This is a genomic window from Enterococcus sp. JNUCC 77, from assembly GCF_054819945.1.
This window is the reverse complement of record NZ_JBTHIG010000001.1, coordinates 2,333,255-2,348,655: the sequence shown is the minus strand read 5'-3', so window position 1 is coordinate 2,348,655 and position 15,401 is coordinate 2,333,255. Positions and strand designations below refer to the sequence as shown.

13 protein-coding genes are annotated in these 15,401 nt (G+C 37.2%); 12 read left to right on the top strand and 1 reads right to left on the bottom strand.

All coding sequences use genetic code 11. The features are described from left to right. Positions 1–95: 95 nt before the first annotated feature. Positions 96–1,580 carry a signal recognition particle-docking protein FtsY gene (gene ftsY, locus ACVWNY_RS11335; protein ID WP_454071859.1) on the top strand — a complete coding sequence of 495 codons (1,485 nt, stop codon included), beginning with the start codon at positions 96–98 and terminating at the stop codon, positions 1,578–1,580. Between the two features lie 142 nt (positions 1,581–1,722). Then, positions 1,723–3,987, top strand: a complete 2,265-nt coding sequence (gshAB, locus tag ACVWNY_RS11330; RefSeq protein WP_454071393.1) for a bifunctional glutamate--cysteine ligase GshA/glutathione synthetase GshB — start codon at positions 1,723–1,725, stop codon at positions 3,985–3,987. Between the two features lie 41 nt (positions 3,988–4,028). Here gshAB and ACVWNY_RS11325 read toward each other — a convergent pair whose 3' ends face one another. Beyond that, positions 4,029–4,433, bottom strand: coding sequence for a hypothetical protein (locus tag ACVWNY_RS11325; protein ID WP_454071392.1), 405 nt, complete (start codon positions 4,431–4,433; stop codon positions 4,029–4,031). A gap of 133 nt (positions 4,434–4,566) precedes the next feature. On the opposite strand from ACVWNY_RS11325, the gene ACVWNY_RS11320 reads away from it, so the two are divergent. The 10 genes from ACVWNY_RS11320 (at position 4,567) to ACVWNY_RS11275 (ending at position 15,316) form a co-directional block, all read left to right on the top strand. Beyond that, positions 4,567–5,466 (top strand): metallophosphoesterase, encoded by a 900-nt coding sequence (locus tag ACVWNY_RS11320; protein ID WP_454071391.1) that lies wholly within the window; start codon positions 4,567–4,569, stop codon positions 5,464–5,466. A 16-nt stretch (positions 5,467–5,482) separates the two neighbouring features. After that, positions 5,483–6,826, top strand: a complete 1,344-nt coding sequence (locus ACVWNY_RS11315) for a hypothetical protein (RefSeq protein WP_454071390.1) — start codon at positions 5,483–5,485, stop codon at positions 6,824–6,826. After that, a complete protein-coding gene (locus tag ACVWNY_RS11310) occupies positions 6,810–7,262 on the top strand; it encodes a YaiI/YqxD family protein (RefSeq protein ID WP_454071389.1) in 453 nt (150 codons plus the stop codon). The genes ACVWNY_RS11315 and ACVWNY_RS11310 overlap by 17 nt, the downstream gene beginning before the upstream one ends. Positions 7,263–7,398: 136 nt before the next feature. Further along, complete coding sequence (locus ACVWNY_RS11305; RefSeq protein ID WP_218326476.1) at positions 7,399–8,463, top strand: D-alanine--D-alanine ligase; 1,065 nt, start codon at positions 7,399–7,401, stop codon at positions 8,461–8,463. 104 nt (positions 8,464–8,567) lie between these two features. Continuing rightward, positions 8,568–9,914 carry a UDP-N-acetylmuramoyl-tripeptide--D-alanyl-D-alanine ligase gene (locus ACVWNY_RS11300; RefSeq protein ID WP_438719408.1) on the top strand — a complete coding sequence of 449 codons (1,347 nt, stop codon included), beginning with the start codon at positions 8,568–8,570 and terminating at the stop codon, positions 9,912–9,914. Positions 9,915–10,221: 307 nt separating this feature from the next. After that, a complete protein-coding gene (cshA, locus tag ACVWNY_RS11295) occupies positions 10,222–11,787 on the top strand; it encodes a degradosome RNA helicase CshA (RefSeq protein WP_218326472.1) in 1,566 nt (521 codons plus the stop codon). 170 nt (positions 11,788–11,957) lie between these two features. Continuing rightward, a complete protein-coding gene (gene acpS / locus ACVWNY_RS11290; RefSeq protein ID WP_218326471.1) occupies positions 11,958–12,311 on the top strand; it encodes a holo-ACP synthase in 354 nt (117 codons plus the stop codon). A 17-nt stretch (positions 12,312–12,328) separates the two neighbouring features. Continuing rightward, positions 12,329–13,453 carry an alanine racemase gene (alr, locus tag ACVWNY_RS11285; RefSeq protein ID WP_218326469.1) on the top strand — a complete coding sequence of 375 codons (1,125 nt, stop codon included), beginning with the start codon at positions 12,329–12,331 and terminating at the stop codon, positions 13,451–13,453. Between the two features lie 13 nt (positions 13,454–13,466). Beyond that, a complete protein-coding gene (locus ACVWNY_RS11280; protein WP_218326468.1) occupies positions 13,467–13,826 on the top strand; it encodes a type II toxin-antitoxin system PemK/MazF family toxin in 360 nt (119 codons plus the stop codon). A gap of 44 nt (positions 13,827–13,870) precedes the next feature. Beyond that, positions 13,871–15,316 carry an AcpB/EbpR/MafR family transcriptional regulator gene (locus ACVWNY_RS11275; RefSeq protein ID WP_438719411.1) on the top strand — a complete coding sequence of 482 codons (1,446 nt, stop codon included), beginning with the start codon at positions 13,871–13,873 and terminating at the stop codon, positions 15,314–15,316. Positions 15,317–15,401 lie beyond the last annotated feature (85 nt).

The following is a 15,401-nucleotide window of genomic DNA, read 5'->3' as shown; positions in this document are numbered from 1 at the left end:
CTTTTAAAGCAGAACAAGTAGAAAAAACTGAAGTAACAGAAGAAAATACACCAGTCGAAGAGGCTACAAATCAAACCTCTGAAGAAAATACAGTTATGCCAGTAGGGGTTGCAAGTAATGATGAAACTGAAAAATCTCTGACACAAGAAGCTTTAGAATTATCAGCGGAAAAAAATGCTGGTGCGGCAGAACCAGTAGTTCCAGATGAAAATCTGACAGAGACGGCAGGACCAATTGAAACAACTGAAGAAGTGAATGCAGAAAATGAAGCGATTGAATCAACAGAAACGCCATCAATTACAGAAGCGTTAGAATTATCAGCTGAAAAGAATGCTGGTGCGGCAGAACCAATAGCACCGGAAGCCGAGTCAGTAGAAACACTCGATAATGCAGAAATAACAGAAGCACCGAAGAAAACTTTTGTTGATGAAGTATTGGAAAGAGTTTCAGAAAAAAATGCTGATGAAGAACCCATTGTACCAATTGAAGAAACGGTTGAAGTTGAAGAAACGCCTGTCACGATGGCAGAGCAAGAAAATACAGCTGAGATTACTACTGACACAGAAATTGATTTGCCAGTTGAAACTGTTGCAGAAGCAAATAATCAACCAGAAATAGTCGAAGAAGCTGAAACAGCGGAAGAAATTCAAAATAAATACGACAAAGGTTTGGAAAAAACGCGTAAATCTTTTGGTCAACGGATGAATGAATTATTCGCTCGTTTCCGCCGTGTCGATGAAGAATTCTTTGAAGATTTAGAAGAAACTTTGATTGGCGCCGATGTTGGCTTTGATACGGCATTAAAATTAACTGATGCTTTGCGTCAAGAAGTTAAGTTGCAGAATGCTAAAAAGCCCGCACAAATTCAAAATGTTATTATTGAAAAGTTAGTGGATATTTATGAAGCAGAAGGCGTAGATGAAAATAACCAAATTAATTTGCAAACAGATCAATTAAGCGTGATTTTATTTGTTGGCGTCAACGGTACAGGTAAAACAACCAGTATCGGGAAATTAGCTCATCAATATAAAAATGAAGGCAAAAAGGTTTTACTAGCAGCGGCAGATACTTTCCGGGCTGGAGCGATTGACCAGTTAATTGTTTGGGGCGAACGCTCTGGAGTTGAAGTGGTTCGTGGGAAAGCGGGTGGCGATCCGGCAGCAGTTGTTTTTGATGCGGTCAATCAAGCAAAAAATGGCGATTACGATGTTCTATTGATTGATACAGCAGGTCGTTTGCAAAATAAAGTCAATTTGATGAACGAGTTGGAAAAAATCAAACGAGTGATCCAACGGGAAATTCCATCAGCTCCTCATGAAGTGCTATTGGTAGTTGATGCTACAACTGGTCAAAATGCATTGAGTCAAGCCCGTCAATTTAAAGAAACCACGGACTTAACTGGTTTGGTTTTAACAAAACTAGACGGGACTGCTAAAGGTGGGATTGTTTTAGCCATTCGTAATGAATTGCAATTACCGGTGAAATTAGTTGGATTAGGCGAAGGTATCAATGATTTAGAAGTCTTTAATCCTAATGATTTTGCGATAGGTTTATTTAAAGGATTATTACAAGCGGAATAAATTGAAGTCTTTCCCCTAAAAATTGGCCATTCTGTCCAGTTTTTAGGGGTTCTTCATTTGAACGAGAAATTTTAGGGTTTTAAGCAATTATTTTTTGATTCCTGAACTTTTTTTTATATAATGAGCGGGGGAGGAAGAATCCATGAATATTAAAAAAATGATGCAAGCAGATAAAGTGATTCCTTATTTACTGCAGGCACGTTTTGGCATTGAAAAAGAAAGCCAGCGTGTCAATTTAGCAGGTGAATTAGTCACATCAGATCATCCTAAGACTGTAGGTGATCGTTTGTTTCATCCGTATATCCAAACAGATTTTGCAGAAACGCAATTAGAATTAGTAACACCAGTTGCCGAAAATATTACTGATGTACTGGCTTATTTAGAAGCGATCCATGATGTGACTCAAAGAAGTATGCCTGAAAATGAAATGATGTGGCCGCTATCAATGCCGCCAGCATTACCAGAAAATGAAGATGAAATTGATATTGCCAAACTTTTCCGCCACGAGGATGTTTTATATCGTCGTTTTTTAGCGCGAGTTTATGGTAAAAGAAAACAGATGGTTAGCGGGATTCACTTTAATTTTGAATACGGTGAAGATTTAGTCAAGCAACTATATCGTCAACAAAATGAAGTAGTGACATTAGAAAAATTCAAAACAGAATTGTATATGAAAATTGCCCGCAATTATTTGCATTATCGTTGGCTGATTATTTATTTATTTGGCGCAAGCCCTTTAAGTGAAGCTCGATACTTTTATGACGATGATCGTCCAGACGAGCCAGTCCGCAGTATTCGTAGTAGCCGTTTTGGCTATGTGAACAAGCCAGATGTGGTGGTTTCTTATGAAAGCTTAGAAAAATATAACGAAGACCTATTAGAAAATGTTGAGCGGGGACGTTTATCTGAAGAAAAAGAATACTACGCACCGGTTCGTTTACGCGGTGGGGAGCGGGTCTCTGATTTAATTAATCACGGTATTCGTTATGTAGAGCTGCGCAATATTGACTTGAATCCATTTGATCGCATCGGAATTAACTATCAAGAAGTTGAGTTTTTACAATACTTTATGCTGTATTTATTGTGGACTGATGAAGGCGAAAATGCTGATGAATGGGTGGCAGAAGGTGCTGTCCGTAACGAAGAGGTCTCATTAGAACATCCTTTGAAAGAAACGACTTACTTAGCAGAAGGTCAAAAGATTTTCGCTGAGATGTTAGAGATGGCGGATAATTTAGATTTAGACCGTCAAATAATCGAAGAATTTGCGACTTGGTTAGAGCAGCCAGAGAAAACAATTGCCGCCCGAGTTTTAACGGCTGATAAAAAAGAGGGGCAAGCGGCTTTTGCCACTGACTTAGGAAAAAAATATTATGATCAGGCTTATGAAAAACCTTATCAATTAGCTGGCTTTTCCGAGATGGAGTTATCCACCCAAGCATTATTATTTGATGCGATTCAACAAGGGATTGGCGCAGAAGTGTTAGATCGTAGTGATCAATTTGTTCGTTTGCAACATGGCGACCATTATGAGTATGTAAAAAATGGCAATATGACTAGTCGTGATACGTATATTTCGCCGTTATTAATGGCCAATAAAACTGTTACTAAAATGGTCTTGGCCCAAGCAGGCTTCCGAGTGCCTCAAGGGGAAACCTTTAGCAGTTTGATGGAAGCTAGAAAAGCCTATCCAAAATTTGCCCAACAAGCTTTTGTGATAAAACCTAAATCAACCAACTATGGAATCGGGATCACTATTTTTAAAGGCGAAACAGCTTTGGCGGATTATCAAACTGGTTTAGCCTTGGCTTTTAAAGAAGATCAAGAAGTGATTGTTGAAGAATTTATGGTGGGAACAGAATACCGGTTCTTCGTAATTGATGGAGAGGTCACTGCTGTTTTATTGAGAATCCCAGCCAATGTCGTTGGTGATGGCAAAAAAACAGTTAAAGAATTAGTGACTGAAAAAAATCAAGATCCATTACGAGGCAGCGATCATCGGGCTCCTTTAGAAATTATTCAATTAGGCGAATTAGAACAGTTGATGCTGAAAGAACAAGGCATGACCATCCAAACTGTCCCAGCTGAAGGTCAGCAAGTATTTTTACGGGAAAACTCTAATATTTCTACTGGTGGCGACTCGATCGATATCACTGATGAAGTCGATGAAAGTTACAAAAAAATTGCGGTTGATGCAGTAGCTGCTTTAGGAGCAAAAATTAGTGGGATTGATTTGATTATTCCAGATATTCATAAACCTTATGAAAATGAACAAGATTATGGAATTATCGAAGCAAACTTCAATCCAGCGATGCATATGCATATCTTCCCATATGCCGGACAAGGTCGCCGCTTGACTCAAGACGTGCTGACTTTACTCTATCCAGAAATGCAAATTAAACGCTAAAAAATGTGCCGTAAGTGATTTTTACACTTGCGGCACATTTTTTAATAGGCAAAATCATCAATTTTGATGGTCTGTTTTCTTTCTTCAACAGTTAAGCCAGTTTTTTCTTCCCACCATTTTTTTAATTCTTTTTCGTAGGTACAAGGGAATTGCTTGGCTACTTCTAACAAAGATTCTCCTTGCATTTTGGCATAAGGAAAGTTGAAAGCAAGATTGTATTTTAGCTCGGTCAATAAGCTATAATATTGGAACATCAAATACATCATTTCTTCCTCATCGTGCACAGCTAAAACGGTTGGTGCACGATCTAACATAAAACCAAAACTGCGCATCATAAATAAAACAGCTGGTAAATGTTCACTTTCGATGTCTTCCACTTCTTTTAAAATATCAATATGCAAGTCTAAGGCTGTAAGTAAATCTTTTTGCAATTCATCATAAGTCATAACAGACACCTCCTGATTGTTTAATTATCTTTAGTATAGCATAGCGCTTACATGAGAATTACTAAGAATTTGCATTTCACTGGGAAAATTGGTTTAATTTCCATAGAGCAATGTCGAAGGAGGCGTTTAAAAAATGGGAAAATTAGCGATCATCAGTGATTTGCACGCCGACATTAATCATTTTGAAACGATTGAATTAAATATATTATTGAATGTTTTGAGAGAACACGAAGTAACCTGGGTGCATTTTGCCGGTGACAGCGCCAATAAAATGCAGCGCACCTTGGAAATAAATCAAATTTTTCGTTTGTCTGGGATTGAAACGACTTTTAATTTAGGCAATCATGAAATGGCTGATATTCAAGGAGAAGAAATGATTGAGCATTATCCTGACAGTCATTTTTTAAATTTACGTTATTTACCTTTAAATGATAAAAAAGTTTTACTGGGCTTAAATGGCTGGTACGACTATGGCTTTTCTCAAAATCAAGATGTCGTAGAAAATATTGCTATCAAAAATCGCTATTGGTATGACCGAATGATCACACGAGATGGCAACGATCAGGAAGTTACCCAAAGAATCTTGAAGGAATTAAAACCAATTTTAGATGAATTAGCTGAAAAAAATTATCAAGTGGTGATAGCGACGCATTTTGTACCTCAATCGGTGTTTATTGTCCAGATGACTGGTGAATATGCTGTTTGGAATAAAATGAATGCTTTTTTAGGAGCCGCCTCATTAGGAAAACTCCTAGACCAATATGATAATATTGAACAGGTTGCTTTTGGTCATACCCATCGGCGTTTTCACGATAAGACAATTCACGGCACAAATTATAGTTGTCGACCTTTTGGTTATTTTTATGAATGGCAATTAACCCGCAATTTTATTTTGAGCAATCAATTGGCCGATAGTTTTGTGCCCATGAAAATGCGGCGAATTATTCGTGATCATCAAAAGGCTTTTAATCAATATAAGCATCGTTATTTAGCCGAAGAATTTGCGGCTTGTTTAACTTTTGTCGATTATTAAGTAGGAAGTGAAAAACATGCAAAAAGTTCGTAAAATAGTATCAGCAGCAGTGGGAACCACCCCTTTTCTACTTAGTAATTTGATTACGATAATCCCTTATTTTATGTATATTCATTTGTTAAACGGCCGACAAGTTATATCTGTCTTGCCGTTCGTTTTATTTTATACTTTTCGTATGACAGGGATATTTTTATTAAAAGGGCTGAAGGAACCAATTGAAAAATATACGCTAATGATAGTTGCGCTACTAATCGGTAGTTTAGGCAGTATTTTTAGTTTGCTAGGAGAAGTTTATCCAACATTTTATTTAATCGGAGGAATTGGCTTAGGACTTTGTGCCGCTTGGTTGCCACCAGCCAATGTCAGTGTCCATTTTTATGAGAAAAAACAGGGTCAGGCGAAGATGCCTAACTGGCAATATTTATTGGTATTGCTATTATTAATTCCTTTGTTCTGGGGACTGACATTGCCATTAAGTAAGCAAATGTTGATTGTTCCAGCAGTATTGACAATTTATTTTATTGCTGCTTATTATGGGATTCGTCGCCATCCTGATTATCAACTGGATTTTAAACATCTGTCACGGCAAATGTTTTCTCTTAGAGAATTTATTTATTTTGCGCTATTTTTTGTCATTTTATTTCTATTACGCAGTGGGCGATTAATGTTCAATGAATTTTATTTAAATATCGCGATTTTGGGGTTTACGCTGCTTTTTCTAACGCTTATTTTCAGTTTACAACGCAAGTATCAGCAGTGGGTATTGCCCCTTTGGCAAAATCTTATAACCTTTCTCAATGGAATCTTTGGTAATTTTATTATATTGTTTGGTTCATTTTACGTATCCGCTGTTTATGGTCGAGCGCAATTGGTTTATATGTTGTTTATTCCTTATGCGGTCGGTATGATTTTGGCTAGTTTGTTTGGTGAAAAAGTTCGGCGTAAGACAAATAAATCATTGCATAGTCAGTTGTTTGGTTTAGGAATCGGCTTATTATTAATGCTTATCCCGAGTTTCTTTTCATTAGGGATTTTTGTACTGACTTTCTTTCAAAAAAGTATCAATCAGTGGTTGAATCAACTTTACGATGAGAGCGATAAGATTCCAGCTAGTCGAAAATTTACGGCAAAATACGCTACTGCAAATTTAGGCAGTATTTTTCATCAATTTATGATGATGGTAGGCATGACTTTGGTGCTGTATTTACGCCATGATCCGTTACAAAGTATTCTATTGTATCAACAACAGCCAGTGGATTTTGTAGCTGTGATGACAATTATCAAACAAGTTTCAATTATTTGCTTGTTAATTGCTTTAATAATAGTGGAAAGGATTGAAAAACATGCGGTTAATCATTGATGGTGACGGTTCACCAGTTAAAGATACGACCATCGAAATTGCTGAAAAATATCAGTTGCCGGTGGTAATTGTCACCAGTATCGATCATTATTCCACCAAAGAATATCCTGAATTTGTTACCTTCGTGTATGTTGATCGAGGACAAGATTCAGCTGATTTCAAAATCGTTTCAGTCATCCAGTCACCGGATATATTAATTACGCAAGATTATGGCTTGGCTTCATTAACTATCAGTAAAGCTTTTGCCGTCTTGCATCAATCAGGGATGCGCTACACCAAAATGAATATCGATTCTTTATTGGAGCAACGATTTTACGGCGCACAAATGCGAAAAGCGAATAAGCGTACTAAAGGGCCAAAAGCCTATACTGAAGAAGATCGACAAATGTTTCGAACAAATTTAGAAAAAATAATTCTAGAAAATGAAAGTCACTAGCTTAATTTAAAAAGGGAAAATCCTTACTAGCGCTAAGCAGACACGAAAAGTAACGAAGATAAGCAAAAAAAATTTATAGTCTAAGGTGATTTTGTGCTAAAATAGACAGGATCGAAAAAGTAATGGAGGATATGTTTTGAAAATAGTATTACTATACGGAGGAAAAAGTCCGGAACATGATGTGGCAATCTTATCTGCTTTTTCTGTAATTTCAGCAATTTATTTTGATTATTATCAAGTGCAACTGGTGTATATCTCCCGTGAGGGTCAATGGATCAAAGGACCGTTACTTACGGAGGCTCCTACAACAGATCAAACTTTACGTTTGTCTTGGGATCCTTCTGGTAATGAAACGATTGGCTTTAGCGGAAAATTAATCGCACCTGGCGATATCAAAGAAGAAGATGCGATTGTCTTTCCAGTTTTACATGGACCAAACGGTGAAGACGGTACGATTCAAGGTTTCCTAGAAACAATTGATATGCCTTATGTCGGAGCCGGTGTCATGACTAGTGCCAATGCCATGGATAAAATTATGACTAAATACATTTTACAAGCTGCTGGCATTCCACAAGTTCCATTTGTTCCTGTTTTAAAAAATCAATGGAAAGAAAATCCTAAGCAAGTGTTTGATAAGTGTGAAGGTACTTTGTTGTATCCAATGTTTATTAAGCCAGCTAACATGGGTTCTTCGGTAGGTATTACCAAAGCAGAAAATCGGGAAGACTTACAAAACGCTTTAGAAGAAGCTTACCGATTTGATTCACGGGCATTAGTTGAACAAGGTATTGATGCGCGAGAAATTGAAATTGCGATTTTAGGTAATGATGATGTTCGCACGACTGCACCTGGTGAAATTGTTAAAGAGGTCGCTTTCTATGATTACAACGCGAAATACATTGACAATAAAATCGAAATGGTTATCCCAGCTGATGTGCCAGCTGAGGTGGTTGAGTCTACCCAAAAATATGGTAAATTAGCCTACACTATGTTAGGTGGTAGTGGTTTATCTCGCTGTGATTTCTTTTTAACAAATAAAAATGAACTCTTTTTGAACGAATTAAATACGATGCCTGGATTCACTGAATTTAGTATGTATCCTTCTTTATGGGAGAATATGGGACTAAAATATGGTGATTTAGTTGAAGAATTGATTCAATTAGGTTTAAAACGCTATCGACAAAAAGCGAATTTCGAATAAAAAGTTGGCAGTTGTTTTTTTAACAATTGCCAATTTTATACATAAGAATAAGTCAAAAGGCAAATGGTTTAATCGCTTTGAGCGGTTGTTTTAGGAGGACAAGCATGAATTTTACAGTCAAGATTGTGGCGACGGCTGTTTTAGGTGAATTAGTCGGTGACGAAGAAACTAGAGTAACTGGAGCAGAGTTTGATTCGCGAAAGATCACTCAAGGAAATTTATTTGTCCCGTTGCAAGGAACAAATGACGGTCATGATTTCGTCGATAAGGCGATTGAAAATGGTGCTAGTGCCGTTTTATGGAGTAAAGATGCCAGTTTAGCGCCATCAGAAATTGCTGTTATCTTAGTAGAAGATGTGTTGAAGGCTTTTCAGTCGTTAGCTAGTTATTATTTATTGGAAGAAAATCCTGATGTGATTGGAATTACCGGTTCAAATGGTAAAACAACCACCAAAGATATGACCGCAGCTGTTTTGAGCCAAAAATATCAGACGTATAAAACTCAAGGAAACTATAATAATAATATTGGTTTGCCTTACACTATTTTGCATATGCCTGAAGGAACCGAAAAATTAATATTAGAAATGGGCATGGATCATGCTGGCGAGATTGATATTCTTTCTGAGTTGGCCCAACCAGACGTTGCGGCAATCACGATGATTGGTGAAGCCCACATCGAAAATTTAGGTTCTCGTGAAGCAATTGCAGAAGCAAAATTAGAGATTGTCCACGGTTTAATCGATGATGGCTTGTTAGTCATTCCTGCAGAAGATGCCTTATTGAGTACCCGAGTAGAAAATTTTGTCCAAAAAGTTGAAACTTTTGGGATTGGAGCTGGTGACCTTTCAGCAAACATTGTCGAAGAAACAAAAAATCACACTGTTTTTGAAGTTGATCAAGCTACCTATCAAATTCCGATGCCTGGTAGTTACAATGTCAAAAATGCGTTAATCGCACTTGCTATTGGACGCTGGTACGGACTAGCTGCTGAAGAAATTAGCCGTGGTTTAGCTTTAGTAGAAATCACTCAAAATCGGACTCAATGGTTGAAGGCGACAAATGGTGCGGATATTTTATCGGACGTTTACAATGCGAATCCAACTGCAATGGGCTTGGTTTTAGATACATTTAGTAAATTACCAACAAATGGTCGAAGAATAGCTGTTTTAGCTGATATGTTGGAATTAGGACCAGATACCAATCAATTACATGCTGAAATGGCGAATCATATTAATGAAGCGTATCAAGTACTTTATTTATATGGTGCTGAGATGATTCATTTAAAAAACCGTTTGGCTCAAACTCAGCCTAGCTTAACCGTGCATTATTTTACTAAAGAACAAAAGGCTGAAATGATTGCCCAAATTTTACAGGATTTACAGCCAGAAGATAGCATTGTTTTAAAAGGTAGTAACGGCATGGGGTTGTTAGAAGTGATTACAGCTTTGTAAAATAATAGTGTAAACTTGCAGAAAGCGAGAATTTGTGCTAATATTTTATAGCCGAAAGATGAAGTGATAATTATCATTCAAATAAATTTTTTGGAGTGAGATGACTAACTTGTTGTCTCACTCCAATTGTTTGCAAGATAGATTTGTAGATAAAAAGGTGGAACAAACTCATTTGTCCTGCCTAGTTGACTTCTAGCGATTTTTCGGTGGTATCACAAGGAATTGACTGATGGGACCAGTCAGTGCGTTGGTTAGATACGACAAATACGCTGAAAAAAAGAGTCAAAATTATTAGGAGGATTTATATTTGAAATTTACAGAATTACAGTTACCAGATACGTTACTAAAAGCGATTGAGCGCGCTGGCTTTGAGGAAGCAACACCGATTCAAGCCCAAACCATTCCATTGGCTTTAGATGGCCGTGATGTAATCGGTCAAGCCCAAACAGGAACTGGTAAAACAGCTGCTTTTGGTTTACCAATGTTAACTAAAATCGATGCCAGTCGTCAAGAATTACAAGGATTAGTGATTGCTCCAACTCGTGAGTTGGCTATCCAAACACAAGAAGAATTATTCCGTTTAGGTCGCGACAAAAAAATTAAAGTGCAAGCTGTTTACGGTGGTGCTGATATTGGTCGCCAAATTCGTGGCTTGAAAGATCGTCCACATATTGTTGTGGGTACACCAGGTCGGATGCTTGACCATATCAAACGTCATACGCTAAAACTTGAAACTGTTGAAACATTAGTTTTAGATGAAGCTGACGAAATGCTAAACATGGGCTTTTTAGAAGACATCGAAAGCATTATTAGTAAAGTCCCAGCGACACGCCAAACCTTATTGTTCTCAGCTACAATGCCTGATGCAATTAAAAAAATCGGCGTGAAGTTTATGAAAGACCCAGAACACGTAAAAATCAAAGCCAAAGAAATGACAGCTGACTTAATTGATCAATATTACGTACGGGCAAAAGATTATGAAAAATTTGACATCATGACTCGTTTATTTGATGTTCAAACACCTGAATTAGCCATTGTTTTTGGCCGGACAAAACGTCGTGTAGATGAATTGGCACGTGGTTTAGAAGCTCGTGGTTACCGTGCTGAAGGTATCCATGGTGATTTATCACAACAAAAACGGATGAGCGTTTTACGTTCATTTAAAAATGGAGACTTAGATATTTTAGTGGCAACTGATGTGGCTGCCCGCGGATTAGATATCTCAGGTGTGACACACGTTTATAACTATGATATTCCTCAAGATCCAGAAAGTTATGTTCACCGCATTGGTCGGACTGGTCGTGCTGGTAAAGGTGGGATGTCAGTAACTTTCGTAACACCAAACGAAATGAGTTACTTACATGTTATCGAAAACTTAACGAAAAAACGCATGACAGCTTTACGTCCACCAACTGAAAAAGAAGCATTCAAAGGTCAATTAGGTGCAGCGATTGAAGAAATTGAAAAACAAATGGAAGAAAAGCATAATGATTTAGAAAAATATGCTGACTCTGCCAAAGATTTGTTAGCTACTTATTCACCAGAAGAATTAACTGAATTGCTACTTAAAGTGATGGCTAAAGATCCATCCGATGCTGTTCCAGTTAAAATTACACCAGAACGTCCATTACCAGCCAATAAAAAAGGCGGTGGTGGAAACTATCGTGGCAAACGCAACAATAGTGGTGGTAATCGTAACCGCGGTGGCGGCAGTGGTGGTGGCAACAAAGAAAACTACCGTAAAGATCGCAAAGATGGTTTCAAAGACCGCGATCGCAAAAATAAAAATTATTCAAATCGCAAACCTAAAAGCAACAATAATCGTCCCAACGATAAAAAACGTGGCTTTGTGATTCGAACAAATAACGATTAATCAAGAAGCTGTGCCATTTATTTGGCACAGTTTTTTTTATATAAGTGACACTTTTGTCATAAGTTCAGATTAATTTTGCTAGGAGATTTAATTTGAGGTAAAATGAAACATAGTATTTTAAAGAGTTTTTATGACAGACTAGTGATAACCAGTTAGAAAGGTTAGAATAAATGATTAAAGGTATTGGTATTGATGCTGTCGAATTAGCAAGAATTGAAAAAATTATTGAACGACGGCCGCATTTTATTTCACGAATTTTAACACCAGGAGAAATCGAATTATTTGATGCCCACATTAAACAACGCCAAGTTGAATTTCTGGCCGGTCGTTATGCTTGTAAAGAAGCTTTTTCAAAAGCTTGGGGAACAGGGATTGGTGAAATCAGTTTTCAAGATTTAGAAATTTTAAGAAATCAAAAAGGCTCCCCGATCTTTACTAAATCTCCCCATCCTTTGGATCAAGTCTTTGTGACGTTGACTCATACTGAAGAGATTGCGATTGCGCAAGTTTTATTGGAGAGATAGAAAGAAGGTCAAACAATATGGTAGTCACCTATCATCGGCCAACACGGGCAATTATTCACCGTAAGGCAATTTTTGAAAATATAAAAAAAGAAGTCAAACGATTACCAGCAGGAACCGAGATGTTTGCGGTAGTTAAAGCCAATGGCTACGGACACGGTGCGGTTCCAGTGGCTCAGGCAGCACTGGCAGCTGGCGCGGCAGGTTTTTGTGTCGCAACTTTAGATGAGGCAATTGAATTAAGAGAATCGGGCATTATTGAACCGATCTTAATTTTAAGTGTAGTTTTTCCTAGTTATTTATCGGTGGTTTTAGATTACGATCTATCGATTACCGTAGCGACTAAAGAATGGTTAGTGGATGCTCAAGATATATTAGAAACTTTTGGTGAAAACCATCCTGTTAAAATACATCTAAAAGTTGATAGCGGCATGGGAAGAATTGGTTTTCGTGAAGAGCCTGATTTAAAAGAAGCCATCGACTTGCTAGAATCTTCTGATAAAATGGAATGGGAAGGTATTTTTACTCATTTTGCGACTGCTGATGAAGTTGATCAAAGCTATTTAAAAAAACAAGCCAGTCGTTTTAAAACAATGCTAGAAAATTTAACAAAAATGCCTCGTTACATCCACGCTAGTAACAGTGCCACCACTTTATGGCATGAGGATGAAATGTTGGGTAATGTCATTCGCTATGGGGTAGCAATGTATGGATTAAATCCTTCTGGTGATGTTTTAACGGAACCTTATCATTTGAATCCAGCTTTAGAATTAATTTCTGAAGTGATTCAAGTCAAAGAGTTACCAAAAGATGAAGGTATCGGTTATGGTAAAACATATACGACAAAAGAAAGTGAATGGATTGGTACAGTTCCAATTGGATATGCCGATGGTTGGGTCCGCAAAATGCAAGGATTTTCATTGTTGGTAGATGGTCAAGCTTGCGAAATTGTCGGTCGGGTGTGTATGGATCAATTAATGATTCGTTTGCCAAAGAAATATCCAGTGGGTACAAAAGTAACGTTAATTGGTAAAAATGGCGGTAAAGAAATTACCATGCAACAAGTTGCCGATTATTTAGAAACGATTCATTACGAGGTTGCTTGTCTGCTTTCAGAACGTGTACCGAGGATGTATCGAGAATAGGGGGTTAGGGTTAATGGTTAAACGCGGCGACATTTATTTTGCTGACTTGTCTCCAGTAGTCGGTTCAGAGCAAGGCGGCATTCGTCCAGTATTAGTTATTCAAAATAATTTAGGCAATCATTTTAGTCCGACAATTATTGTCGCGGCAATTACTGCAAAAATGGCTAAACCAAAATTGCCAACACATATCGGCATTGAATCGGATGGTACAGGCATTGAAAGAGATTCAGTCATCTTATTAGAGCAGATTCGGACAATTGATAAATGTCGATTGAAGGAAAAAGTATGTCACTTGGAAAAAGAAGTGATGGAAGAAGTCGATGCAGCATTAAGAATCAGTGTCGGTATTGAAACAATGACAGTTTTACCATAAGAATATATACATAGTTTAAAATAGTGAGATAAAGGAGGGTTTATGTGAAAAATTTATTGAAAACTTCAGCTCAGCGACGCATTTCAATTATTGGTATTTTACGAGATTTTCATGATTGGCAAGATCCTAATCTACTGGCAAATTTATTAGATTGTACACCGAAAACGATTTTGACTGACGTCGATGCGATTAATAGTGATTGGGGCGACAAAATCGGGATTGAATATTCTAAAGCAAAAGGCATTCGTTTGGACAGTACGATGCAAAATAAGATTCGCCCATTGGCCCATGATATCATGGAGGAATCTGAAAGTTTCCAATTTTTAGAAAAAGTATACTTTGAACCGGAACAAGATGCTGAATACTGGATGCGAGAACTATTCGTCAGTGAAGCGACTTTTTATCGAATGATTCGCCAAATTGATGATGTTTTAGAAAAACGAGATTTGGTATTGGAACGCAAACCATTTCGCATTACTGCTAAAGATGAGCGTTGGGTCCGAATTTTTTACACACAAGTTTTTATTGAAAAATATGGCTTGGATAAATTTCCTTTTGACCTAGATATGCTGAAAGTTCTAGATTTTGTTACGGCAGCAAGCGAGACTTTTAATGTGCATTTAAGTGATCGCAAAAAAATGGAGTATGGATTCTTGGCAGCCGTTGGAATTATTCGAACAGCACAAGGCTTTTATAATCAAAACAAAGAAGTATTCACCGATGAAGTAATGTCAGCACTAGAACCACTACGTCCTTTAGCCGAAGCAGCGATCGCAGATTCTCGTTATCATACTGACGATAATTGGTATACAGAGGTCAGCCACTCACTCTTTTTAGATTACTTTATCACTTGTCACGATGGTGGCAGTATGAAAAAAGATGCAGATGCTTTTGTTAATCAATTAGTCGAATTTTTTGGCACACCAATTAGTGAACAAAGCCGCACGAAAATTGTGCAAAGCTTTGCTCAGATAAAGCGCTCTTACGATATATATCCCCATAGTCGAATGATTTTATTTAATGACGATGCTTTCTTTTCAAGAACCGCACAAAACTATTATCCTCACTTTTCAAAATTGGTTCAGCAGTTACTGAGTGACTTAGAAAAAAATACCATTTTTCCATGGTTCACTAGTTTTTATTTTAAAATTTTACGGGTCGTCTTTACCGATTGGGGAGAATTGACCCATCATCTAGATGTTTATGCTACCAAAGCCAAAATTTTAGTGGTTAGCGATTCTGGTAATGAACATGGGCAAATGGTGATGGAATTAATCAAAAGCCGTTTTTATTATCGGGTAGAGCTAAATTTATATGAAGGTTCTGTTTGGGAATTTGCGGAAGAATTGGCAAAAGCTGAAAAATACGATTTAGTTGTTACAAATTTTGTAGTGAAGGATTATCCTTATGAAAATAGCTTGATGGTAGATGATTTTTTAACAGAAGTTGACTTTGAGCAGATTAATGAAGTGATTAAACAGGTGAAATAGCAACAATATTAAAACCGATTATCAATATTATTTAACACTGTAACAAATGGAAATTGATCATAGTCAGAAACCATAAAAATAAAAG